Origin of the sequence: uncultured Sphingomonas sp. (assembly GCF_913062585.1) — a bacterium.
Classification (GTDB): Bacteria; Pseudomonadota; Alphaproteobacteria; order Sphingomonadales; family Sphingomonadaceae; genus Sphingomonas.
This window is the reverse complement of record NZ_CAJXWX010000008.1, coordinates 109,422-131,435: the sequence shown is the minus strand read 5'-3', so window position 1 is coordinate 131,435 and position 22,014 is coordinate 109,422. Positions and strand designations below refer to the sequence as shown.

At 65.5% G+C, this 22,014-nt stretch carries 21 protein-coding genes; 8 read left to right on the top strand and 13 right to left on the bottom strand.

The genetic code is table 11. The annotated features are described in order from the left end of the window. Positions 1 to 187 precede the first annotated feature (187 nt). Positions 188 to 1,126, bottom strand: a complete 939-nt coding sequence (dmeF, locus tag QZ546_RS07920; RefSeq protein WP_294236044.1) for a CDF family Co(II)/Ni(II) efflux transporter DmeF — start codon at positions 1,124 to 1,126, stop codon at positions 188 to 190. A gap of 33 nt (positions 1,127 to 1,159) precedes the next feature. Then, positions 1,160 to 1,435, bottom strand: coding sequence for a metal/formaldehyde-sensitive transcriptional repressor (locus QZ546_RS07915; RefSeq protein ID WP_294236043.1), 276 nt, complete (start codon positions 1,433 to 1,435; stop codon positions 1,160 to 1,162). A 106-nt stretch (positions 1,436 to 1,541) separates the two neighbouring features. Here QZ546_RS07915 and QZ546_RS07910 point away from each other — a divergent pair, with 106 nt between their 5' ends. After that, the gene (locus QZ546_RS07910) at positions 1,542 to 2,399 is read left to right on the top strand and encodes a PEP-CTERM sorting domain-containing protein (protein ID WP_294236042.1); all 858 of its coding nucleotides are present in this window, start codon (positions 1,542 to 1,544) and stop codon (positions 2,397 to 2,399) included. Here QZ546_RS07910 and QZ546_RS07905 read toward each other — a convergent pair. The 4 genes from QZ546_RS07905 to hppD all read right to left on the bottom strand — a co-directional run bounded on the left by QZ546_RS07905 (position 2,389) and on the right by hppD (position 5,832). Then, positions 2,389 to 2,748: a Rieske (2Fe-2S) protein gene (locus QZ546_RS07905; RefSeq protein WP_294236041.1), complete on the bottom strand. Its 360-nt coding sequence runs from the start codon at positions 2,746 to 2,748 to the stop codon at positions 2,389 to 2,391. The genes QZ546_RS07910 and QZ546_RS07905 overlap by 11 nt on opposite strands. Next, positions 2,745 to 3,377: a maleylacetoacetate isomerase gene (maiA, locus tag QZ546_RS07900; RefSeq protein ID WP_294236040.1), complete on the bottom strand. Its 633-nt coding sequence runs from the start codon at positions 3,375 to 3,377 to the stop codon at positions 2,745 to 2,747. The genes QZ546_RS07905 and maiA overlap by 4 nt, the downstream gene beginning before the upstream one ends. Next, positions 3,374 to 4,651 carry a homogentisate 1,2-dioxygenase gene (gene hmgA, locus QZ546_RS07895; RefSeq protein WP_294236039.1) on the bottom strand — a complete coding sequence of 426 codons (1,278 nt, stop codon included), beginning with the start codon at positions 4,649 to 4,651 and terminating at the stop codon, positions 3,374 to 3,376. Before hmgA ends, maiA begins: the two co-directional genes overlap by 4 nt. A gap of 119 nt (positions 4,652 to 4,770) precedes the next feature. Continuing rightward, positions 4,771 to 5,832, bottom strand: a complete 1,062-nt coding sequence (gene hppD, locus QZ546_RS07890; RefSeq protein WP_294236038.1) for a 4-hydroxyphenylpyruvate dioxygenase — start codon at positions 5,830 to 5,832, stop codon at positions 4,771 to 4,773. A 63-nt stretch (positions 5,833 to 5,895) separates the two neighbouring features. Between hppD and QZ546_RS07885 the strand changes: the two genes are divergently transcribed. Then, complete coding sequence (locus QZ546_RS07885; RefSeq protein ID WP_294236037.1) at positions 5,896 to 6,366, top strand: MarR family transcriptional regulator; 471 nt, start codon at positions 5,896 to 5,898, stop codon at positions 6,364 to 6,366. On the opposite strand, the gene QZ546_RS07880 is transcribed toward QZ546_RS07885, so the two are convergent. Genes QZ546_RS07880 through QZ546_RS07865 form a run of 4 tightly spaced genes read right to left on the bottom strand, consistent with a single transcriptional unit; the run spans position 6,345 to position 10,721 of the window. Next, the gene (locus tag QZ546_RS07880) at positions 6,345 to 7,352 is read right to left on the bottom strand and encodes a glycosyltransferase family 4 protein (RefSeq protein WP_294236036.1); all 1,008 of its coding nucleotides are present in this window, start codon (positions 7,350 to 7,352) and stop codon (positions 6,345 to 6,347) included. The two genes, QZ546_RS07885 and QZ546_RS07880, sit on opposite strands and share 22 nt — an antisense overlap. Continuing rightward, positions 7,349 to 8,938, bottom strand: coding sequence for an alpha-amylase family glycosyl hydrolase (locus tag QZ546_RS07875; RefSeq protein ID WP_294236035.1), 1,590 nt, complete (start codon positions 8,936 to 8,938; stop codon positions 7,349 to 7,351). The genes QZ546_RS07880 and QZ546_RS07875 overlap by 4 nt, the downstream gene beginning before the upstream one ends. Next, positions 8,935 to 10,050 carry a glycosidase gene (locus tag QZ546_RS07870; RefSeq protein ID WP_294236034.1) on the bottom strand — a complete coding sequence of 372 codons (1,116 nt, stop codon included), beginning with the start codon at positions 10,048 to 10,050 and terminating at the stop codon, positions 8,935 to 8,937. Before QZ546_RS07870 ends, QZ546_RS07875 begins: the two co-directional genes overlap by 4 nt. A 35-nt stretch (positions 10,051 to 10,085) precedes the next feature. Continuing rightward, positions 10,086 to 10,721 carry a TetR/AcrR family transcriptional regulator gene (locus tag QZ546_RS07865; protein ID WP_294236033.1) on the bottom strand — a complete coding sequence of 212 codons (636 nt, stop codon included), beginning with the start codon at positions 10,719 to 10,721 and terminating at the stop codon, positions 10,086 to 10,088. A gap of 382 nt (positions 10,722 to 11,103) precedes the next feature. On the opposite strand from QZ546_RS07865, the gene mtnP reads away from it, so the two are divergent. After that, a complete protein-coding gene (gene mtnP, locus QZ546_RS07860; RefSeq protein ID WP_294236032.1) occupies positions 11,104 to 11,982 on the top strand; it encodes an S-methyl-5'-thioadenosine phosphorylase in 879 nt (292 codons plus the stop codon). 31 nt (positions 11,983 to 12,013) lie between these two features. On the opposite strand, the gene QZ546_RS07855 is transcribed toward mtnP, so the two are convergent. Both QZ546_RS07855 and QZ546_RS07850 read right to left on the bottom strand, forming a co-directional pair. Beyond that, a complete protein-coding gene (locus QZ546_RS07855; protein WP_294236031.1) occupies positions 12,014 to 13,501 on the bottom strand; it encodes an alginate export family protein in 1,488 nt (495 codons plus the stop codon). 106 nt (positions 13,502 to 13,607) lie between these two features. Next, a complete protein-coding gene (locus QZ546_RS07850) occupies positions 13,608 to 14,939 on the bottom strand; it encodes a dicarboxylate/amino acid:cation symporter (protein WP_294236030.1) in 1,332 nt (443 codons plus the stop codon). A gap of 229 nt (positions 14,940 to 15,168) precedes the next feature. Here QZ546_RS07850 and QZ546_RS07845 point away from each other — a divergent pair, with 229 nt between their 5' ends. The 5 genes from QZ546_RS07845 to QZ546_RS07825 all read left to right on the top strand — a co-directional run bounded on the left by QZ546_RS07845 (position 15,169) and on the right by QZ546_RS07825 (position 20,598). Beyond that, a complete protein-coding gene (locus QZ546_RS07845; protein WP_294236029.1) occupies positions 15,169 to 16,935 on the top strand; it encodes an ATP-binding protein in 1,767 nt (588 codons plus the stop codon). Then, positions 16,932 to 18,248, top strand: a complete 1,317-nt coding sequence (locus tag QZ546_RS07840) for a sigma-54 dependent transcriptional regulator (protein WP_294236028.1) — start codon at positions 16,932 to 16,934, stop codon at positions 18,246 to 18,248. The genes QZ546_RS07845 and QZ546_RS07840 overlap by 4 nt, the downstream gene beginning before the upstream one ends. Positions 18,249 to 18,318: 70 nt before the next feature. After that, complete coding sequence (locus QZ546_RS07835; RefSeq protein ID WP_294236027.1) at positions 18,319 to 18,624, top strand: DUF485 domain-containing protein; 306 nt, start codon at positions 18,319 to 18,321, stop codon at positions 18,622 to 18,624. Beyond that, positions 18,621 to 20,324 (top strand): cation acetate symporter, encoded by a 1,704-nt coding sequence (locus tag QZ546_RS07830; protein ID WP_294236026.1) that lies wholly within the window; start codon positions 18,621 to 18,623, stop codon positions 20,322 to 20,324. Before QZ546_RS07835 ends, QZ546_RS07830 begins: the two co-directional genes overlap by 4 nt. Positions 20,325 to 20,430: 106 nt before the next feature. After that, positions 20,431 to 20,598 carry a hypothetical protein gene (locus QZ546_RS07825; protein ID WP_294236025.1) on the top strand — a complete coding sequence of 56 codons (168 nt, stop codon included), beginning with the start codon at positions 20,431 to 20,433 and terminating at the stop codon, positions 20,596 to 20,598. On the opposite strand, the gene QZ546_RS07820 is transcribed toward QZ546_RS07825, so the two are convergent. Further along, positions 20,599 to 21,909: an MFS transporter gene (locus QZ546_RS07820; RefSeq protein ID WP_294236024.1), complete on the bottom strand. Its 1,311-nt coding sequence runs from the start codon at positions 21,907 to 21,909 to the stop codon at positions 20,599 to 20,601. Between the last annotated feature and the right edge of the window lie 105 nt (positions 21,910 to 22,014).

Below are 22,014 nucleotides of genomic sequence, written 5' to 3'. Positions count from 1 at the left end.
GGCATACGAGATCTAGTACGGTCTCGTGGGCTCGGAGATGTGTATAAGAGACAGGCTGTACTATCATTCGGCGCGGGGCGGTGGAGCAGCAGCGCGCCGACGCCGACGGCGCCCATCAGAATTGCCCCTGCCAGTAACTGCAAGCCTCGCATCGTTGCTATTCTAACGTGCGGGATTGAACGAAGCGTTAGCGGATTTCGACCGTGACATGGCCCAGCGCCGTCATGCCGTCCAGGCGACGATGGATATCCGCGCTCGTCAGCTTTGTCTCGATCCCCTCGACCGACAAGATCACCGCATGGGCGGTCGGTCCGATCCGCCAGATATGGAAGTCGTGGATCCGGATATCGGCCGGTCCCTCCACCCGTCCCCGGACCTCGGCGGCGAGTTTCGGATCGGCCGCGTCGAGCAGCACGGTCGAGGCCTGTCGCATCAGCCCGACCGACCAGTTGGCGATCACGACCGCACCTAGCAGGCCCACCGCGGGATCGAGCCAGACCCAACCCAGATAGCGCCCAGCGACCAGCGCCAGGATCGCCATGACCGAGGTCAGGGCATCGGCGATCACATGGATATAGGCCGCCCGCATATTGGTGTCGCCGCCATGCCGGTCATGACTATGGTCATGATGATTGTGCTCATGCCCATGCCCATGGCTGCGCCCATGTCCATGGTCATGTCCGTGGCTATGGCCATGCCCGAGCATCCAGGCACTGGCGATGTTGATCAACAGGCCCAGCACCGCGACCAGGATCGCGTCCCGGAACGCCACCGGCCGCGGATCGGCCAGCCGGGTGATCGACTCATAGGCGATGCCCAGCGACACCAGACCCAGCACCATCGCCGAGCCGAATCCGGCCAGTTCGCCAACCTTGCCCGTGCCCCAGCTGTAGCGCGGATTGGCGACATGCTTTTTGGCATAGGAATAGGCGATGGCGGCGATGCCCAGGGCACCGACATGGGTCGCCATGTGAAATCCATCGGCCAGCAGTGCCATCGAGCCGGTGAAATAGCCCGCCACGATCTCGGCGACCATCATGCCCGCAGACAACCAGACCACGGCGCGGGTGCGCCGGGCATTCTCGTCATGGGCATGGCCCAGATAATCATGGCTATGGGTCGTCACGGCTGATGGTCCTTTGGCGGCGTTCGGTGGCGATTATCGGAAGTGGCGGCGGAGGAGCCGGGCCAGCTCGGCAGCGGCGGTACTGCGTTCCTCATCCGACAGGCCGGGGGCGGCGACATGGGCGTGGAGATGATCCTCGACGAGTTCGTCCATCAACCCCGCAACGGCACCACGGACGGCGGCGACCAGATGCAGCGTCTCGGCGCAATCGGCGTCCGCGACGACCGATCGCTCGATCGCCGCGACCTGCCCTGCGATCCGCCGGACGCGGGCGATGATCTTTTCCTTGCTGGTCGTCACATGTGCCATAACGCATAGGGGTATAGGGTATATACGAGGGAGTCGCAAGATGGGTTGCAGCCATGGCTGCGCTTCGCCATCAAGGCTCCCGGTCCAGGATCGGGGGTACGAGTTCATGCGTATTGCGATGGGAATGGCGGCGGCCATCCTGACGATGGCTGGCCCAGCGACGGCGGAGACGATCCTGTTCGTCGGCAACAGCTTCACCTTCGGCGCCAACTCGCCGGTCATGCGCTATCGCCCCGATCTGGTCCGCGACCTCAATCGCCAGGGGATCGGCGGAGTCCCTGCGCTGTTCAAGAGTTTTGCCGAACAGGCAGGCCAATCCTGGACGGTCAGCCTGGAAACCGATCCGGGCCGCGACCTCGCCTTTCATTACGAGCAGAAGCGCCGGGAGATCAGCGGCCGCTGGGACGTGGTGATCCTGCAGGGCTATAGCACGCTCGATCCGCAGCGGCCGGGCGACCCCATACGCCATGCCGAGGCGGCGGGCGCGATCACCGCGATGCTGCGCGAGGCCAATCCGAGGGTCCGGGTCGAGCTGGTATCGACCTGGAGCCGCGCCGACCTGACCTATCGCACGTCCAGCCCTTGGCGGGGCAAGCCGATCACGGCGATGGCCGACGATCTGGCGGCAGCCAATGCCTATGCCCGCCGGCGTTACCCGGAGATTTCGGGAACGATCCCGGTCGGCCAGGCCTGGAATCGGGCCTGGGCGGAGCGGATCGCCGATCCCAATCCCTATGACGGGATCGCCTTCGGCCAGGTCGACCTGTGGACCTGGGACCAGTATCACGCCAGCGCGGCGGGCTATTATCTGGAGGCGCTGGTGATCTTCGGCAAAATCACCGGCTTCGACGTGCGGCGGCTGGGCGAGCAGGAACGCGCGGGGCGCGACCTGGGGCTGGAGCCCCGACTGATGGCGCGGCTCCAGGCGATCGCCCAGGCCGAGGTGGCTGCGGTCACGCCGTGACGATGGCACCGTCGCGGACGGTGACCGGCCAGGGCGTCAGGCGCTGGCCGCTACATGGCCCGCCCAGGCATTTGCCGTCCGCAATGTCGAAGATCGCCCCGTGCCAGGAACAGGCGATGCGCTGCCCATCGGGGGTCAGATAGGCGTCGAGCGTCTGGGCCAGCGGCAGGCCCATATGCGGGCATCGGTCGACATATCCCTGTACGGTCTCGCCTCGCCGGATGATGAAGCCATGGAAGCGCCCCGCACGCATCTGGAGCACGAAGTTGCGCGCCGCACCATCGGCGATGGTGTCCAGCGGACCCAGCGCGATCCCGGCGGGGGTGGCGGTCAGCCGTTCGTCGGTCATCCGGCATCGTCCTGCGCTTCGGGTGCGGCCGAAGGGGCCTGTTCCCGCAGGCGCTGTGCGGCGGCGGCGAGCCGGGGAAAGGGCGTCAGGTCAACGCCGAAGCGTTCGGCATTATAAACCTGCGGCAGCAAATGGCAGTCTGCTAGGGTCGGCGTGTCGCCATAGGCAAAGCCCGCGCCATGCCGCGCGATCAGCGTTTCCAGGGCGTCGAAACCTTCGGCCACCCAATGAGCGATCCAGTCCCGAATGGCGGCTTCATCGGCTCGCATATCCTCCCGTAGACGGGTCAGGACGCGCAGGTTGTTGATCGGATGGACGTCGCACGCCACGATCGCCGCCATGGCGCGCACTACGGCCCGCCCGGCGCTGTCAGTTGGCAGCAACGGCGGATCGGGATAGCGCTCCTCCAGCCATTCCAGGATTGCCGGGCTCTGGATCAGCACGCCGTCCTGGCCTTCGAGTGCGGGAACCAGCCCTTGCGGCTGCAAGGCCCGGTAATCCTCGCTGCGTTGTTCGCCAGTGCGCAGGTCATGGGTGACGCTGCGATAGGAGACGCCCTTCAGCGCCAGCGCCAGCCGGACGCGATAGGCGGCACTCGACCGCCAATAGCCATGGAGCGTCAGGCTCATGGTAGCCTGGCCTTGGGGAAGTCCTTCCACACTGCGTCATAATCGAGCTGGGCGTGGGCCAGCGCGTGGCTGGTCGGGCGATAGGGCCAGCAACTCTCGACCATGAAGGCCATGGTGCCCTCGATCCGGTGGGGCTTCAGCTCGGCGTTGCTCGCACCCTGCCAACTCGCCAAGTCGGGGCCGTGCCCAGCCATCAGATTGTGGAGCGACAGGCCGCCGGGACGGAAGCCTTCGGCCTTGGCGTCATAGGCGCCGGTAATCAGCCCCATCGCCTCGGACATGACGTTGCGGTGGAACCAGGGCGGGCGGAACGTGTCCTCCGCCACCATCCAGCGCGGTGGGAACAGGACCAGGTCCGCGTTCGCCCGCCCGGGCACATCACTGGGCGAGGTCAGCAGGGTGAAGATCGACGGATCGGGATGGTCGAAACTGACCGTGTTGATCGTGTTGAAGCGCGACAGGTCATAGCGCCAGGGCGCGAGATTGCCGTGCCAAGCCACCACGTCGAGCGGACTGTGGTCGAGCGTCATCGTCCAGAGCGAGCCGAGGAATTTCTGGACGACCTGGGTCGGCTCATCCCGATCCTCGAACCAGGCGACCGGCGTTTCGAAATCGCGGGGATTGCCTAGGCCGTTCGCGCCGATCGGTCCCAGATCGGGCAGGCGGAACAGGCTGCCATGATTTTCCGCGACATAGCCCGCGGCCTCTCCGTCAGGCAATTCGACCCGGAAGCGCACGCCGCGCGGTACCAGCGCGATCTGGCCGGGTGCGATGTCGATCCGGCCGAGTTCGGTCAGGATCGACAGGCGGCCTGATTGTGGCAGGAACACCAACTCGCCATCGGCATCGACGAACACCCGCTCCATGCTGCGGTTGCAGGCATAGACATGGACCGCCACCCCCTCCAGATCGGCGGGATCGCGATTGGCGAGCATCGTCGTCATCCCGTCGATCCAGTCGGTGCCGGATGCCGCCATCGGCACCGGATCCCAGCGCAGGCGGTTCGGGGGGAGGGGGCTGTCGCTGGTGCCGGGGGCGAAGCGGGGTGCGCCGTCATAGGGTTCGTATGGCGGATGCTCGGCGGTCGGGCGGAGACGATAGAGCCAGGACCGGCGATTCTCGTGGCGCGGCGCGGTAAAGGCGGTGCCCGACAGCTGCTCGGCGTAAAGACCATAAGCGGGGCGCTGCGGCGAGTTGTGGCCGATCGGCAGGGCGCCGGGCACCGCTTCGGTCGCGATGTGATTGCCGAAGCCGGGGATGTAGGATGTCGTCATCTCTTTTCCTCTCCACAACACGCCAGCGCGTCAGACGCGGCCAAGCCGCGCCTTATGCGCTGGCTCGGCCGCGCTGGCCGGGCTTGCTCGCGCACCTTCGTGCGCGCATCGGTGGATGCTCAGGCATCCACCGTAATGACGCCGCGCCGGATCTGGTCCAGCTCGATGCTCTCGAACAACGCCTGGAAATTGCCGTTGCCGAAACCTTCATTCCCCTTGCGCTGGATGATCTCGAAGAAGATCGGGCCGACCATGTTCTCGGTGAAGATCTGGAGGAGGATGCCCTCTTCGCCGACATTGCCGTCGATCAGGATGCGGTTCTTGCGCAGCCGCTCCAGGTCCTCGCCATGGTTCGGCACGCGCTTGTCGACCAGCTCGTAATAGGTCTCAATCGTATCCTGCAGGCGGACGCCGCGTTCGCGCAGCTTTTCGACCGTCTCGTAGATATTGTCGGTGGTCAGCGCGAGATGCTGGATGCCTTCGCCATTATATTCGCGGATGAACTCCTCGATCTGGCTCTTCTCGTCCTGGCTCTCGTTCAGGGGGATGCGGATCGCCTTGTCGGGGGCGATCATCGCCTGGCTGAACAGCCCGGTCGCCTTGCCCTTGATGTCGAAATATTTCTGCTCCTCGAAGCCGAACAGCTTGGAGTAGAAGCCCGACCAGGTCCGCATCTCGCCGCGACGGACATTGTGGGTCAGATGGTCGAGCAGGTCGAGGCCGACGTTGCTTTCCGTTTCTGCTTGTTGCCAGCCCGCCATTTCGATCCAGTCGGCGAACAGGTCATCGCCCGCCTTCACCAGATAGAGATAGCTGCCGCCGATGCCCTCGATCGCCTTGGCATCCGGGGTGAGGCAGCCGCGCGTCGCGTCGACCGGCGTCGCACCACCCTCAAGCGCATGGTCAAAGGCCTGCGCAGGATCGGCGACGTAAAAGCCCATGCCGCTGGCCGAGGGGCCATGCTGGCTGCGGAAGTCGGCCGCCTGACCTTTCGCCTCGGCGTTGAGCAGTAGGGTGATGCGGCCCTGCTTGTAGCGGGTGATCGCCTTTTCCGGGTGCCGGTGGGTGGGCACGAAGCCCATCATGTCGAACTGCTTTGCCAGCGCGTCGGGCTCGGGCGTGGTGAATTCGCAGAAAGCGAAGCCGTCCAGGCCCAGCGGATTGTTCGGGGTGGTTGCCATGACGTCCAACTCCTGATCCAGTATCTTCCGAAACTAGATCGCAGAACGGGGAATTGGTGTCAAATGTTACGATCTCGCGAATTGCGGCTGGACGGCTTTCTTCCCTATCGGCTTTCGATCACCTCGAACCTAGTCAGCGATCATATCGCCAGCGCCTATCAACAGCTGTTCGGGCTCACGATCCCGGAATGGCGGCTGATCGCGATCGTCGCGGAGGAAGGCGCGGTCGCCCAGTCGGCGGTGTGCGAGCGCAGCCGGATGGACAAGGTCACCGTCTCGCGCGCGGCGATCGCGATGGTCGGCCGCGGGCTGCTGGCGCGGACCGCGCATGACGGGGACCGGCGCTCGCATCTGCTGGTCCTGACCGAGGCGGGGCGGACTCTTTACGCCGATGTCGCGCCCAAGGCGCTGGAACTGGAGGCGCAGCTCTTTGCCGGGTTCAGCCAGGCTGAACTCGATTCCTTCGTGGCGATGCTCCAGCGGATTGACGCTGCGGCGCTGGCGCAGCGCGATCAGCCCAGGATCGAGCGGTAGAGCGCCAGATAGCGATCGGCCATACGATCGACCGAGAAGCGCGTCGCCGCCGCTTGGCGACAGGCGGCACGGTCGATCTCGCCCAGTCGGTCGACCGCTGCGATCGCCTGCTCGACCGTGTCGACCAGGAAGCCGGTGACGCCGTCCTCGATCAACTCGGGCATCGAGCCGCGCCGGATGGCGATGACCGGCGTGCCGCACGCCATGGCCTCGACCACCGACAGCCCGAACGGCTCGTCGAAATTGATGAGGTGGAGCAGGGCCCTGGCCCCGCCCAGCGTTGCGGTGCGGTCCGCGCCGCCCACCGGCCCGCGATAGACGATGCGATCGTCATCGACATGGGGGCGAACGTCACGCTCCCAATAGCCTTGATCCTGCACGATGCCCGCCATCACCAGACGGCGGCCGGTCGCCTGCGCCACCGCAATCGCCTCGGCCGCGCCCTTATCGGGGTGGATGCGACCGAAGAACAGAAGATCCTCGCTACCCGCTGGATCGAAAGGAAATTCCTCGATCGGAATGCCGTGATGGATCGTCGCGGCGTAGCGCAGGCCGGGGTGGCGGTCGGAGTCCGATATGGCGACATAGCGCACCCGGTCCTGATAGGGTGCGTACATCGGCAGGATGCGCTCGGACGAGAAACCGTGGATGGTCGTGACCATCGGCGTGTCGACCAGCCCGGAAAAGGCATGGGCGGGGAAGTCGGCCTGGTTGTGGATCAGGTCGAACTCGCTGGCGCGTTCGAACACGGCGGCGAGGTGGCGCATCTCCCACACCTTGGCGTCGACCGACGGGTCTTCGGAATAGGGGGCGGGCACGGGGCCCGCCAGCGTCGCCGCCGTGACGCTGTCCTGCGTCGCGAACAGGGTGACGTCGACGCCACGGGCGACGAGCGCCTCGGTCAACAGGCTCGTCACCAATTCCCATGGTCCATAGGCGCGCGGCGGCGTGCGCCACGCGATGGGGGCGATCATCGCGATTTTCATGTCAGCGCGTCTACTTTCAGGATCAGCCCTTCATCGGGGCGCAGCAGGGAAGGGGGCGTGAGCGGAAGATTGCCGAGCGTCGAGAGGACAGGGCGCCCCGCCAGGGTGACCGGCGCGGCCGTCTGGCCGAGATTGAGGGCGATCACATACCGCTCTCCGTCCTGCTCGCGCTCATAGGCGAGGACTGGTCCTTCGGCCTCGATCAACCGAATATTTCCCGTCGCCAGCGCAGGGCTGTGGCGCCGGAGCGCGAGCAGCGCCTTGTGCAGCGCCAGCATGGATCGGCTGTCCTCAAGCTCGGTGGCGACGTTCCGGTCCTGCCAGCCCCGGCCGAGCGGCAGCCAGGGTTCGCCGGTGGTGAAGCCGCCCGCCGGGCTGTCGTCCCACGGCATGGGCGTACGGACCGGATCGCGGCCCAGCCCCAGTCCCGGCTCCCGCAACTCGCGCGGGTCGCGAACCCGATCGGGCGGGATGTCGCCATTCTTCATGCCCAGCTCGTCGCCATAATAGAGCGTCGGCGTACCGCGCAGGGTCAGCAGCAGCATCGCTGCGACCCTGGCCTGGGCAGGGCCGCGCTTGGTCGCGCTGCGCGGGCGGTCGTGATTGCCCAGCACCCAGTTGGGCCAGCCGCCCGGGGGAAGCGCCGCCTCGTAATCCGCGATCATCCGCGCCAGATGCCGGGCGTCCCAGGGCGCGTCGATCAGCTGGAAGTTGAAGGGCAAATGTACCCCTTCGCCCTGCTGTCCATAATAGCGCATCAGCCGTTCGACCGGCAGATAGATCTCGCCGATCAATACCCGCTCGTCGCCGTCACGGCCGAATGCATCGGCGATGGCACGCATATCGGCGGCGATATCATGGACTTCGGGCTGGTCGGTCGAATGAAACTGGAACACCCGGTTCATCTCGCCGGTCGCCGGATCCCAGTCGGGATTGATCGGATTGTCCGGGAAGCCGGCGTGCTTCACGATGTGCCACAACACGTCGATACGGAATCCGTCGACGCCACGCGCAAACCAGAAGCGAAGGACGTCCAGCATCGCGGCGCGCACCTGCGAGTTGCGCCAGTTCAGGTCCGGCTGTTCCTTCAGGAAGGCGTGGTAATAATATTGCCCGGTGGCCTCGTCCCAGGTCCAGGCCGGGCCGCCGAAATCGCTGATCCAGTTATTGGGCGGACCGCCATCGGGGGCTGCGTCGCGCCAGATATACCAGTCCCGCTTGGGGTTGTCGCGCGACGACCGGCTCTCCACGAACCAGGGATGCTGGTCGGAGCTGTGGTTGGGTACGAAGTCGAGCAGCAGCTTCAACCCGCGCGCATGGGCCGATGCCAGCAGCCAGTCGAAATCATCCAGCGTGCCGAAACGCGGGTCGACCCCGCAATAATCCGCCACGTCATAGCCGAAATCGGCCATAGGTGACGGAAATATCGGCGAAAGCCAGATCGCGTCGACGCCCAGCTCGACCAGATAGTCGAGGCGGCTTTCGATCCCGCGTAGGTCGCCGATGCCGTCGCCGTCGCTATCCTGAAACGACCAGGGATAGATTTGGTAGAGGACGGCCGACTGCCACCAGGGCCGCACGTTCATGCGAAGAGCGCCTTGGGCAAGCGGGTCATGCGGCAGGCCAGATCGGCCTCGCCGCTCGCCACCAGATAATGGTCGCCCATGTCGATCATGCCGGTCGAAAAGACCACCGGGGTCGGCAGATACATCTGATGCGCGATCGAGGCCGTAAGCGCCGGATCGGCCTCCAGCAGCGGGCGGTCGTCGGCCAAATGCAGGATGCGGGTCGGCTCCTCCCGGTCGAACAGCGCCCAGAAGCTGCGATAGATGCCCACCGACTCCCGCCTCTCCACGCCGTGATAGATGGTCAGCCAGCCACGCTCGGTCAGGATCGGCGGGGTGCCGCCGCCCACCTTCATCGCGGAGGTCGAATCCTTGCGCGCGCGGATGCCGGGGGCCTCGAGTGGCTTCCAGTGCAGCGCATCGGGCGAGGTGGCGAAGTTGATCGACGGGCCGCCGACGAACGGGCTGTCATCGGGATAGGCGAAATATACTTCGCCCAGCGGCCGGGTCAGCGCCATGAAGCGGCCGTCGACCAGTCCCTCGAAGAACAGCATGTCCTTGTTCTGATGGTCCAGGATGATCCCGGCCAGCCGATAGTCCAGGCCGTTTTCCGACAGGTGCAGCGTGGTCGAATGCCGCTCGGCCGACACCGAACAGGTGGTCATATACCAACGATCGCCGATGCGGCTGATCCGGGCGTCCTCCACGCCGTAATCCTGCCAGGTCGCGAGAGGTTCGATCGCCTTGTCGTAATGGACCGCGACGATGCTCGCCCCGTCCGGGGAAAGCTCGACCGGGAGCAGCCAGGATAAGGACGTAAGCGCCAATATGCGATGCGCGCTCCCCCGAATGGCGAACTGGCGCGGGTCGGTCATATCGACCTTGGACAGCGGATAGCGGTCCAGGACATAGCCTTGCGGCGTCCAGCGAATGGCCCGGACATCGGCAGCATCGACGGGCTCGCGGAGCGCCTCGGCGATCCGGACCATCAGCAGGATGTTGCCGTTCGCCAGCCGGGTCATGCCCGGATTGAACGCGCCCAGCACATAGGTCGGCTCGGAAATGCCGCGGCGCAGCGGCGAGCGGGACAGATCGACATCGTCGGGGCGAAAGATCAGCAGATCGTCGGACATGGCCCGCCAACGCCCGCTGTCACCGCCCGTTCCCTTCACCCGGCGGTCGCAACCTTTAGGAACACCGACCAGCGATGCTCGAAGAACGCATCGGGCGAGAGGCCGGAGAAGGGATCGGGCAGATCGAACTGCATGCGGCGGCCAGGACCGTCGAGAATGTCGGCGAGCAGGCTGAACAGCGCGATGGCCGTCTCGTCGGAACGCAGCAGGCCAGCCTCTTGCGACGCCCGGATGCACAGGATGATCGGATCGGACAGCACCCGGTCCCATGTTCCGAAGCGCTGACGAAGCTCCTCGGAGAAGATCGCCTCGGACGTGAGGAAGGCCATGAACCGCACCGAATCCGGCTCGACACAGAAAAAGAAAAAGCGGCGCGCCGCACTTTTGAGCCGTTCCAGCGGATTGCTGCCCGTGGCGTCATCCAGCAGCATTGCCTGATTGAGGCGGTCGAGGTCGCGGGCCACGACAGCGTCGAGCAGCGCCATCTTGCCTGCATAGCGGCGATAGATGGTATGCTTGCTCACCCCCACCGACAGCGCGATCTCCTCCATGGAAGTGCCTTCTATGCCCTGCGAGCAAAAGGCCTCCCGTGCGCCGGACAGGATGATGTCGTCGATGTGCTGGGCTTGTTCCCGTGTAGGGCGTCCAGCGGTCCGTTTCGTGATGGCCATGATCCCCCTTGTGCGGCCTCCGATCAACGACGTCAAATTTAATTGCACCTATCCGTTGCTTTTTCGCGGCTGCGACGTACATATAGGTGAATTACAGAAACGTCATCTTAATCCGGGAGTTTCACGGCCTTTTCAAAATTCCCGCGCTCGAATCGTCGCTTGTGCGGCGCCGCCGGTTGCGATGCCGTGCCTTGCAATGACGTCTCCCTCCATGTCGCGCAGGTCGTCAGCGTTTGCGGGGTGGCTCTTTACGGTTCCCGCGAGCGGCTATTCCCCCAGCCGCCGCGGTTGAGCGAGGGGCGTGCGGGTCCTCCCCCCGTGCGCCCCTTTGCTTATTGGGGGCAAGCGCCTAACCGGCGTCGTAAGCGAAGGGGAGCACGATATGGGCGGCTGGACGATCGGGATCATCGGCGGATCGGGTCTGTATGCGATCGATGCGCTGGAGGACGCGGAGACCCTGATCCTCGATACGCCCTGGGGCGCGCCGTCCGATACGCTGGTCCGTGGACGGATCGGCGCAATTCGCTTCGTGTTTCTGCCTCGTCACGGGCGGGGCCACCGCCTGTCGCCGACAGAGGTCAATGCCCGGGCCAATATCCATGCGCTGAAGTTGGCGGGCTGTACCGACGTGCTGGCGATCTCGGCGATCGGGTCGCTGCGGGAGGAACTGCCGCCGGGGCGTTTCGTCGCAGTGGACCAGTTTATCGACCGGACCGTGCACCGGGACACCAGCTTTTTCGGGTCCGGGCTCGTGGCCCATGTCTCGATGGCCGATCCGGTCTGTCCGCGCCTGTCGACACTGGCCGCGCAGGCGGGCGAGCGTGCCGGCGCCCGGATGGTGCATGGCGGTACCTATCTGGCGATGGAGGGGCCGCAATTCTCGACTCGTGCCGAAAGCCATCTCTATCGCCAATGGGGCGCGGACGTGATCGGCATGACCGCCATGCCCGAGGCCAAGCTCGCCCGCGAGGCCGAGCTACCCTATGCGCTGATCGGCATGGTGACCGACTATGACTGCTGGCGCGAGGACGAGGCGCATGTCGAGGTCGATGCCATTCTGGCCCAACTGACCGCCAATGCGGCCACCGCGCGGACGCTGGTGGTCGAGCTGGCCAAGCTGCTTCCCGAAACCCGCACGGCGTCGCCGATCGACACGGTGCTGGACCAGGCTCTGATTACCCATATCTCGCATGTGGATCGGGCCAAGGCGGATAGCCTCGGCCCGATCGTGTCACGTGTGCTGGCCGCACGGGGCGGCTGAGGGGCGGGTCCCGAGCAACCCGCCGCCGCTATCAGAAACGGAAGCTGAGCCACCCGGCGAAGAAGTCCGAGCTTTTCAGATTGGCACGCTTCAGCACCGTGTCGGCCTTGAAATGTTCGTAACGGCCGACGAACGACAGACGCGGGGTGATCGTCCATGTGGCCTGTAGACGGGCAACCTCGGCGACCTTCTTGCCGCGGACATTCTGCGTGCCCGCCCAGGGGGCGCCGCTGGCGCGATAAACTGCGTCGAACTCGTCCGGCCGCCAGGCAAAGCCATATTCGGTCGCCAGGCGCACGCCCTTGATCGGCGTGAAGGTGAAGTTCGGCGCGGTGTACAGCAGGTTGGTCGGCGTCAGAAACAGGCCATAGCTGTAATAGATATTGTTGCCGAACAGGCCATTGGTGGTGTTAAGCGCCCCGGTCCGCTGATAGGCGCCGCCGCCCGAGCCATAGTCGAAATGGATGCCGACGCGGGGGGCGTCGGGCTTCTTGCCCAGGCGATAGGTCTGGGCGACGAACGCCTGCCAGGCCGAGATCGGGCGATTGGCGAAGGTGCCGCGCTGGTTGTTCACGGTCCAGTCGATATTGACCGGCCCGGCATCACCATAAGCGTGGAGGCCGAGGAAATAGCGTTCCTCCAGCGCGGTGGTCGGGCCCCATACCGCGCGACGATTGCGCAGCCGCCAGATGAAGGGATCCAGGTACAGCTTGGACCCGCCGAAGAGCTTGGGCGAAAGGCGGAAGCCGAAGGTCGCGCCGGTGAAGCGCACGTCCGGATTGGTCTTGTCGTCGCCGATGCCCTTGAAGCCATAGGTGACGTAGTTCAGGTCGAACACGTCGATCCGCGCGTCCTTGCTCCGCGCATAGGCGCGCACGCCGTCCAGCACGAAGAACAAGGTGTTGTTGTCGCGGCCGACGGTCAGCAGCTGCGGCCCGTCGTAAAATTCCTGGCGACCGGCACGCACGCCGACGTCCAGGCCAAGCGCCTTGCCCTTCACTTCGGCGAACAGCTGCTGCACGGCCAGCTGGTTGCGCAGATTGCCGCCGGGCGTGCCCAGGTTGATACCCTGAAGCTCCGCACGGCCGAGTTCGCCGAAGACGCGGAAATTGTCGCCCAGATGCACGTCCGCACCGCCGACGATCCGCGCGATGTCCTGACGCTGCTGCTCGACCTCGCGCAGATTGGGGTTCGTGGTGATGTTGACGCGGGTGCGCAGCTCGCCCGAGAAGGTGACGTACGACTTGCCGTCCTGGGTCAGCTTCACGCACTTCAGCGCGTCGATGACATCGTCCCGCTTGGCGGGGTCGCAATATTTCCGCCAATCCTCGGCCCAGCGCGACTGGTTGTAGCCGCCAACCGTGTTGCCGTCACCGGCAGCCGTGGTCGGATAGGCCGTGGCGACGGGGCTGGCAGGCTCTGCGGCCGCTTTGGTGGTGACGGTCTGAGCCGACACGGGGGATGCGGCGACCCCCATCGCCGACACCATGGCGGTGCCAGCAAGCCAATGAATCTTCATGGAATATTCCCCCTCAATCGAACCCCGTCGTCATCGCGGTGACCGATTAGCGCATCTTTGTAAATAAATGGCCCGACCGATGAGATCGACCGGGCCGCTATGCAGATCAGGCGATGACGGGTTGCGCGCTGCTGGGGGTGGGAAGGGTCGGATGGCCGTTGAGTGCGGCGTTCAGGGCATCCTTGTCGAGCGCACCTTCCCAACGGGCGACGACGACGGTGGCGACGGCGTTGCCGATGAAGTTGGTCAGGCTGCGGCATTCCGACATGAAGCGGTCGACGCCGAGGATCAGCGCCATGCCCGCGACCGGCACGTCCGGCACGATCGACAGGGTGGCGGCCAGGGTGATGAAGCCCGCGCCGGTGACGCCCGCCGCACCCTTGGACGAGAGCATCGCGACGAGGAGCAGGGCCAACTGCTGACCGAGGGACAGGTCCACGCCGCAGGCCTGGGCGATGAACAGCGCCGCCAGCGTCATGTAGATGTTGGTGCCGTCGAGGTTGAACGAATAGCCGGTGGGGACGACGAGGCCGACGACCGACTTTTCGCAACCGGCCTTCTCCATCTTCTGGAGCAGGCTGGGCAGCGCGGCCTCCGAAGACGAGGTGCCGAGAACCAGCAGCAGCTCGGCCTTCAAATAGCGGATCAGCTTGAGGACCGAGAAGCCGTTGACGCGCGCGATGGTGCCCAGCACGACGACGACGAACAGGATCGAGGTCAGGTAGAAGGTCGCGACGAGCGCGCCCAGATTGACCAGGCTGCCGACGCCGTACTTGCCGATGGTGAAGGCGATCGCGCCAAAGGCGCCGATCGGCGCGGCGCGCATCAGGATGCCGACCATCCGGAAGACCACGACGCTGATCCGCTCCAGGCTGTTCAGCAGCGGGCGGGCGGGTTCGCCGACGAGCGCCATCGAAATGCCGAACAGAATGGCGACCATCAGCACCTGCAGGATGTTGCCCTGGGTGAAGGCGCTGACCAGCGTGTCGGGAATGATGCCGAGCAGGAAGCCGGTGACCGTGGTGTCATGGGCCTTGGCGGTATATTCCGCGATCGACCCGGCCTTCAGTGTGCTCGGATCAATGTTCATGCCAGCGCCCGGCTGGACGACATTGGCGACGATCAGGCCGACGATCAGCGCGAAGGTCGATACGACGATGAAATAGAAGAACGCCTTACCCGCGACCCGGCCGACCGAGCCCAGTTCGCGCATACCGGCGATCCCGGTGACGACGGTGAGGAAGATCACGGGGGCGATGATCATCTTCACCAACTTGATGAACGCGTCGCCGATCGGCTTCAGCGATTCGCCGAAAGCCGGCCAGAAATGGCCAATGATCGCACCCAGTGCGATCGCGGCCAGAACCTGGACATAAAGGTGGGACCAGATCCGCGCGCGGCGGGGCGTCTCCGCCACGGCATAATCTTGTGCTATCATTGCCTTCGTCATCCTCTGCAAAATTTCGGGGCGGACGCGGTTGGCCGCATTCCAGATTTCAACGAGTGTGCGGCAGCCGGGACAAATCGCAAAATTCTGCGGACGGCATTATATATCACTGAAAATGAAAGATAAAATTTCGTTTCATCAGGTAATCGGCGCGAAAATCCGCATAGCGTGATGCGGCGCGTTGCGATATTTCGCACATGTGCCCAAACCGTCCTACCCCATGCACCGCTATCTGAAACGCTACGCCAAACCGCTCCTGGCGGTGCTGCTGCTGGCGACCGGCGCGGCGTTCGCGCTGCGGGTCTATGGCCATCGACAGGCTGTTGCAGCGCTCCGGGTCGATGCGGCCCGGATCGCACGACAGCAGGAGCGGTTGCTCAACAGCGAATTGCAACGCTTCCGTCTGCTGCCCATCGTGTTGGTCGAATATCCGGACGTCGCCTCCGCGCTGCGGAACGGCAAGAGCGAGGCGGCGGTCCGGTTGAACGAGAAACTGCGCGTCCTGGCCGAGCGGACCGGCGCGCCGGTCATCTATGCCATCAACCGGTTCGGTATCACCATCTCGGCGTCCAATGCCGGAGCGCCCGACAGCTTCGTCGGGCGGCAATATGCCTTCCGCCCCTATTTCCGACAGGCGATGCGGACGGGCACGTCGGAATATTTCGCGCTGGGCAATACCAGCCACCGGCCGGGCCTTTTCCTCGCGCGGCGCATCGGCCCGGCAAACGCACCCGACGGAGTCGTCGTGGTGAAGGTGGAGTTCGACCGGCTGGCCCAGGCCTGGGCTAGCGATCCGGGGCAGACGTTGCTGGTCGACGATCACGACGTGGTCGTGGTTTCGACGGACTGGCGCGCGCGTTTCACTGCGCTGCGGCCTTTGGCCCCCGGCGTTGCGCGCGAAATCGCGTTGAACCAGCAATTTGGCGGTATCGTGCCGAGACCGATCCCCTATCGGATCGCAGACAGTGAGGCGACGGATTCGCAGGACGCGCGCTATATCGTCGGGGTGACGCACGCGCCCCTGCCGCGATGGCAGTTGATCCATCTGCTGCCGACCAGACCAGCCTTGCGACAGGCGGACAGCTGGGTGCGCTCGGCCAGCGCCCTGATCGCCGCCGGGCTGATCGGCCTGACCCTGCTCCTCATCTGGCGCCGGACCCGGGCCGAGCGGGCGGCCCTGGCGCGTGAGGCGTTGGAGGAGGAGGTCGCACGGCGCACCGCCGAGCTTCGCGCGACCAATGATCGCCTGACGGTCGAGATCGGCGAGCGGATTCTGGCCGACCAGCGTTTCCGCGCCGCGCGCGAGGAACTGGCCCAGGCCAATCGCCTCGGCTCGCTGGGGTCGATCACCGCGGGCGTCGCGCATGAGATCAACCAGCCGGTCGCCGCGATCCGGACCCTGGCCGACAACGCCCGGACCTTCCTGAACCGAACCCAGCCCGACAAGGCGGCGGGCAACCTGGCCACCATCGTCGAACTGACCGAGCGGATCGGATCCATCGTCCAGGAGATGCGCCGTTTCGCCCGGCGGGGCACGCACGGCCTGGGCCCGGTGGCGCTGGACGAGGTGCTGGACGGCACGATGTTGTTGATCGGCGATCGTTTTCGCAGTGCCGGCGTGGCGCTGGAGCGACCGGCGGACGGCCTGCCCAGGGTGATTGCAGGGCGCGTCCGGTTGGAGCAGGTGTTGGTCAACCTGCTCCAGAATGCGCTGGACGCGGTCAGCGGGCGGCCCGATCCGCGCGTACGGCTGACGGTGTCGGAACGGGCGGACGGGATCGAACTGACCGTCGAGGACAATGGCCCGGGGCTGGACCCGGCGATCGCCACCGAGATCTTCACGCCGTTCGTGACCGGAAAGCCGGACGGACTGGGCCTTGGACTGGGCATTGCGCGGGATATCATGACGGAGTTTGGAGGTATGTTGGAAACCATCCCCTCGACACTGGGCGGCGCGGGCTTTCGTATCGGGATGCGCCGGGCATGAGCGACGGCTTGCGGGTGCTGCTGGTCGATGACGACACCGTCCTGCGCCAGGCGCTGGCCCAGTCGTTCGAGCTGGCCGGGATCGACGTCGAGGCGCATGGCGATCCCCAGACCGCGCTGGCGGGGATTGGGGCGGAGTTTCCCGGCATGGTCGTGTCGGACATCCGGATGCCCGGGATCGACGGGATCGAACTGGCCAGGCGGGTCGCGGCGATCGACGCGGAAATCCCCGTGATCCTGATGACCGGGCACGGCGACGTGCCGATGGCGGTCGCGGCGCTGAAGCAGGGCGTGTACGATTTCGTCGCAAAGCCCTTTGCCGCCGACCATCTGATCGCCAGTGCCGAACGGGCGCTGGAGATGCGGCGGCTGGTCCTCGACAATCGGCGGCTCCGGCTGGCGGCGGAAGAGGCGCAGGGCGCCTATCCCCTGATCGGCGAGACCGCGGTGATGATGCGCCTGCGCGAGACGGTGCGGCAGGTGGCGCAGGCGGATGTCGATGTGCTGGTCGAGGGGGAGACGGGCACGGGCAAGGAGCTGGTCGCCCTGCTGCTTCACCGCTGGAGCGCCCGGCGCACGCGTCCCTTCATCGCGGTCGACTGCGCCGCCCTGCCGGAAGCGATCGCCGAGGACGAATTGTTCGGCCAGGTACATGGCCGGACGCCGGGGCGGATCGCGGCCGCGCATCGCGGCACGCTGTTCCTGGACGAGGTGGACAGCATGGCGCCCGCCTTGCAGGGGCGGATGCTGCGTGTGGTCGAAGAGCGCGAGGTACGCGCGATCGGTGCCGAGGATCCCCAGTCGCTTGACCTGCGCATCGTGGCGGCCGCCAAATCCGATCTGGCGCGCGCCGTCGTCGAGGGGCGGTTCCGGCCCGACCTACTATACCGGCTCGATGCGGTCCGGCTCCGGGTACCCCCGCTACGCGAGCGTCGTGCCGATGTACCGTTGCTCTTCGCCCATTTCCTGCGCGAGGCGGCGGAGCGGTTCGGGCGACCCGTACCGATGATCGACGGCACCATCCAGGCGCGTCTGCTGTCGCATGACTGGCCCGGCAATGTGCGGGAGGTGCGCAACTATGCCAACCGGGTTGCGCTGGGCCTGTTCGGTGAGGTGCAGGGGGCGGGCGATCCCCTGCCGCTGCCCGAACGGGTCGAGCAGTTCGAGGGGGCGACCATCCGGTCGGTCCTGGAGGAGGTATCAGGCGATGTCCGCGCCGCGCTCGCCATCCTCGGCATTCCGCGGAAGACCTTTTACGACAAGGTCACGCGCCACGGCATCGACCTGAACGCCTATCGCCCCAATCGCGCTTGACGGAACGGCAGGGGCAGGGGAGCATGGCGGCCACGACACCGATCTACGGTGCGGGGTTTGGGAGAATGCCATGGAGGATGCCGCAGCCCGTCTGGCGAGCGATCCGCGTTACATTGCGCTGGTTCGCAAGCGAGGGCGCTTCACGATCGTCCTGACGGTCATCATGCTGATCGTCTATTTCGGCTTCGTCCTGACGATCGCGTTCGACAAGGCGTTGCTGGCCCGGTCGGTCAGCGGCGGAGCGACCAGCTGGGGGATTCCGGTCGGGCTGGGCGTCATCGCGCTCGCGATCCTGTTGACCGGCCTTTACGTATGGCGCGCCAATCGCGATTTCGATCCGGTGATCGACGCGCTTCGTGCGGAGTATGGCGCATGAGGGCCGGGCGTTTCGCCCTTGGGGCGGCGCTCACGCTGACGCCGCTCTCCGCCGTTCAGGCCCATGCGATCGGCCCGGCGGTGCAGCAGGCGACGAACTGGACCGCGATCGGCATGTTCGCCGCCTTTGTCGCGCTGACCCTGGCCATCACCCGCTGGGCCGCCCGGCGCACCCGGACGGCTTCCGATTTCTACACGGCGGGTGGCGGCATCACCGGTTTCCAGAACGGTCTGGCGATTGCGGGCGACTTCATGTCGGCGGCGTCCTTCCTGGGTATCTCCGCGCAAATCTATGCCGATGGCTATGACGGGTTGATCTACTCGATCGGCTTTCTCGTCGGTTGGCCGATCCTGTTGTTCCTGATGGCCGAGCGGCTGCGCAATCTGGGGCGCTTCACCTTTGCCGATGTCGCGTCCTTCCGGTTCGCGCAGACACCGGTGCGGATGGTCGCGGCCTGTTCGACGCTGCTTGTCGTGCTCTTCTATCTGATCGCGCAGATGGTCGGCGCGGGGCAGCTGATCCGGCTGCTCTTCGGCCTGCCCTATGGCTATGCGGTGGTCATCGTCGGCGTGCTGATGACGATGTATGTGCTGTTCGGCGGCATGACCGCCACGACCTGGGTCCAGATCGTCAAGGCGATGATGCTGCTCGGCGCGGCGAGCTTCATGGCGGTCGCGGTGCTGGCGCGGTTCGGCTTCAGCCCGGAGGCGCTGTTCGCCCGCGCGGTCGAGGTAAAGACGGCGCTCGCTGCGCTCGCCGGCGCAGGACCGGATGAAGCGGCGGCCAAGGGGCATGCGATCATGGGGCCGGGCGGCTTCATCAAGGATCCCGTCTCCGCCATTTCGATCGGTGCCGCCCTGATGTTCGGGACGGCGGGTCTGCCGCACATCCTGATGCGCTTCTTCACCGTGCCCGATGCTAAGGCGGCGCGCAGCTCGGTGCTGTGGGCGACGGGGTGGATCGGCTATTTCTACATCCTGACCTTCGTCATCGGCTTCGGCGCGATCGTGCTGGTCGCAACCGATCCCGGCTTCCTCGATGCGGAGGGCGCGCTTCGGGGCGGCAGCAACATGGCCGCCATTCACCTGGCACAGGCGGTCGGCGGCAACCTGTTCCTCGGATTCATCTCGGCCGTGGCGTTCGCGACCATCCTGGCGGTGGTTGCTGGCCTGACGCTGTCGGGCGCCTCGGCGGTCAGCCACGATCTTTATGCGACCGTCATCAAGCGTGGCCAGGCCGACTCCGCGTCCGAACTTCGGGTGTCGCGGATCACGGTGCTGGTGCTGGCGGTCGTCGCGATCCTGCTCGGCATATTGTTCGAGAAGCAGAATGTCGCCTTCATGGTCAGCCTGGCCTTCGCACTGGCGGCGTCGGCCAATTTCCCGGTGCTGTTCCTGTCGCTGCTCTGGTCGGGCTGCACCACGCGCGGTGTGGTGGCGGGCGGTCTGGTGGGCCTGTCGACGGCGCTGGTCCTGACCATCTTGTCGCCCGCCATCTGGGTGAAGGTGCTGGGATATGCGGAGCCGATCTTCCCTTATGGCTCGCCGACGATCTTTTCCATGCCGCTGGCCTTTCTGACCATCTGGCTGGTGTCGGTCACCGATCGCACCGGACGTGCGGCGGTCGACCGGGCGGGCTATCCTGCGCAGCGGGTCCGCTCCGAAACCGGGATCGGCGCGTCGTCGGCGCATCACCACTAGGTTCCCGCCAAGTTCCTGACCCGCTGTCCCTTATCGGGGCAGCGGGTACAGTCGCCCGGAATTGGGGCGATGCAAAAATGGTCAACGCCGGGTTAACGTCCGCGCCATGAGACGCCGCCTTGTCCTGACCAACGAAGCCGCCCGCCATCCCTTTCGGCGTTCGCTACCGCCGCCTTCGGGACTGCGCAGCCGCCGGGACGATGAACAGGATCTGCGCCTGTTCGTGCTGAGCTTCACCGCCTTTTTCGTGTGCTTCTACAGCTTCCTGATGTGATCAGGCGGGGGTGACGCAGCCGTCGTCACAGGCCCGGTGCAGGCGAAGCGCCAGCCAGGCCGAGACCAGGCACATGCCCGCCACGACGAAGAGCATGTCCTCCGACGACACGCCCGCCGCGCTGATCCCGAATACCGCGACCGATCCGATCGTCATGGCGAAGCAGTTGACGATATTGTTCGCCGCCACGGTCCGGGCCGTCTGATCCTTTTCCACCGTCGTCGTCAGGAAGGCGTAGAGCGGCACCACGAACATGCCCCCCGTGGTCGCGATGGCCAGCAGCGCCGCCAGGATGCCGATCGCACGCGGCTCCGCCAGGAAGGCATGCCAGGTGTAGAGGCCGCCATCGGGCGCCGGGGTCCAGTTGCGGCACAGCACCGAAAACAGCACGACGAACGCCCCCATCGCGATGACAGACATGGGCGAGTAGCGCGCCGAGATCTCGCCCCGCAGCATGGTGTTGATGACGACCGACCCGATGGCCACGCCGATCGAGAAGATCGCGATCGCCAGGCTGGCCACTTCCTTGTCGGCGGTGAGGACGTTCTTCACCAGCGGCGGGAAGATGATGATCAGCACCGCGCCGATCGTCCAGAAGAAGCTGATCGCGATGATCGCCAGGAACAGGCGGCGGATATGCAACGTCGCCGAGATCAGCCGCCACGACGCGGTGAACGGATTGTAGTTGAGCGGAATGGGCGGCCCTTCGCGTGGCGCTGGCGGAACCTGCCGCCCCGTGAACCAGCCGAGTATCGCGACCACCATCACGCCGATCGCGGCCGCCTCGACCGGGATCCAGCCCGCCGCGACGGTGCCGAGCAGGATGGCCAGATAGGTCCCCGCCTCGACCAGACCGGTGCCGCCCAATATGTCTTCGGGCTCCAGATGCTGCGGCAGAATGGCGTATTTGATCGGGCCGAAAAAGGTCGAATGGACGCCGAGCGCCAACACGGTGCCGAGCATCAGCGACAGGCCGATGGTGGTATATCCGGCCTTGGCGATCAGCAGGCCGCCCGCGCCCACCAGCATGATCGCGATCTCGACCGTCTTGACGATCCGGATGATGCGCGCCTTGTCATGCCCGTCGGCCAACTGGCCCGACAGCGCGGACAGGAATACGAAGGGCAGGATGGCAGCGCCCGTGGCGGCGGAGTTGAAATAGAATTCCGAACGGGGATCGGTGAAGATCGCGTAGGTCGCGAACAGCACCATCGACGTCTTGAACAGATTGTCGTTGAAGGCGCCGAGAAACTGGGTGGTAAACAGCGGCAGGAACCGACGCCGTTTAAGAAGCCCGAGGGCATTAAGCATAACGAAAAATGGCCCGATCGTGGCAACAGGATGACGCCAACATAACCATGCGGGCTGGCATCGCCAACCGCTTAAAGCGGTTTGTCATGTGCGGGCGAGCGGTTA

Coding starts and splice junctions, on each gene's coding strand:
- QZ546_RS07840 (WP_294236028.1), top strand. CDS start 16,932: ATGAGCGACGGCTTGCGGGTGCTGCTGGTCGATGACGACACCGTCCTG.
- QZ546_RS07845 (WP_294236029.1), top strand. CDS start 15,169: ATGCACCGCTATCTGAAACGCTACGCCAAACCGCTCCTGGCGGTGCTG.
- mtnP (WP_294236032.1), top strand. CDS start 11,104: ATGGGCGGCTGGACGATCGGGATCATCGGCGGATCGGGTCTGTATGCG.
- QZ546_RS07850 (WP_294236030.1), bottom strand. CDS start 14,939: ATGATAGCACAAGATTATGCCGTGGCGGAGACGCCCCGCCGCGCGCGG.
- hmgA (WP_294236039.1), bottom strand. CDS start 4,651: ATGACGACATCCTACATCCCCGGCTTCGGCAATCACATCGCGACCGAA.
- QZ546_RS07820 (WP_294236024.1), bottom strand. CDS start 21,909: ATGCTTAATGCCCTCGGGCTTCTTAAACGGCGTCGGTTCCTGCCGCTG.
- QZ546_RS07910 (WP_294236042.1), top strand. CDS start 1,542: ATGCGTATTGCGATGGGAATGGCGGCGGCCATCCTGACGATGGCTGGC.
- QZ546_RS07835 (WP_294236027.1), top strand. CDS start 18,319: ATGGAGGATGCCGCAGCCCGTCTGGCGAGCGATCCGCGTTACATTGCG.
- QZ546_RS07830 (WP_294236026.1), top strand. CDS start 18,621: ATGAGGGCCGGGCGTTTCGCCCTTGGGGCGGCGCTCACGCTGACGCCG.
- maiA (WP_294236040.1), bottom strand. CDS start 3,377: ATGAGCCTGACGCTCCATGGCTATTGGCGGTCGAGTGCCGCCTATCGC.
- QZ546_RS07905 (WP_294236041.1), bottom strand. CDS start 2,748: ATGACCGACGAACGGCTGACCGCCACCCCCGCCGGGATCGCGCTGGGT.
- QZ546_RS07885 (WP_294236037.1), top strand. CDS start 5,896: ATGTTACGATCTCGCGAATTGCGGCTGGACGGCTTTCTTCCCTATCGG.
- hppD (WP_294236038.1), bottom strand. CDS start 5,832: ATGGCAACCACCCCGAACAATCCGCTGGGCCTGGACGGCTTCGCTTTC.
- QZ546_RS07880 (WP_294236036.1), bottom strand. CDS start 7,352: ATGAAAATCGCGATGATCGCCCCCATCGCGTGGCGCACGCCGCCGCGC.
- QZ546_RS07875 (WP_294236035.1), bottom strand. CDS start 8,938: ATGAACGTGCGGCCCTGGTGGCAGTCGGCCGTCCTCTACCAAATCTAT.
- QZ546_RS07855 (WP_294236031.1), bottom strand. CDS start 13,501: ATGAAGATTCATTGGCTTGCTGGCACCGCCATGGTGTCGGCGATGGGG.
- QZ546_RS07825 (WP_294236025.1), top strand. CDS start 20,431: ATGAGACGCCGCCTTGTCCTGACCAACGAAGCCGCCCGCCATCCCTTT.
- QZ546_RS07870 (WP_294236034.1), bottom strand. CDS start 10,050: ATGTCCGACGATCTGCTGATCTTTCGCCCCGACGATGTCGATCTGTCC.
- QZ546_RS07915 (WP_294236043.1), bottom strand. CDS start 1,435: ATGGCACATGTGACGACCAGCAAGGAAAAGATCATCGCCCGCGTCCGG.
- QZ546_RS07865 (WP_294236033.1), bottom strand. CDS start 10,721: ATGGCCATCACGAAACGGACCGCTGGACGCCCTACACGGGAACAAGCC.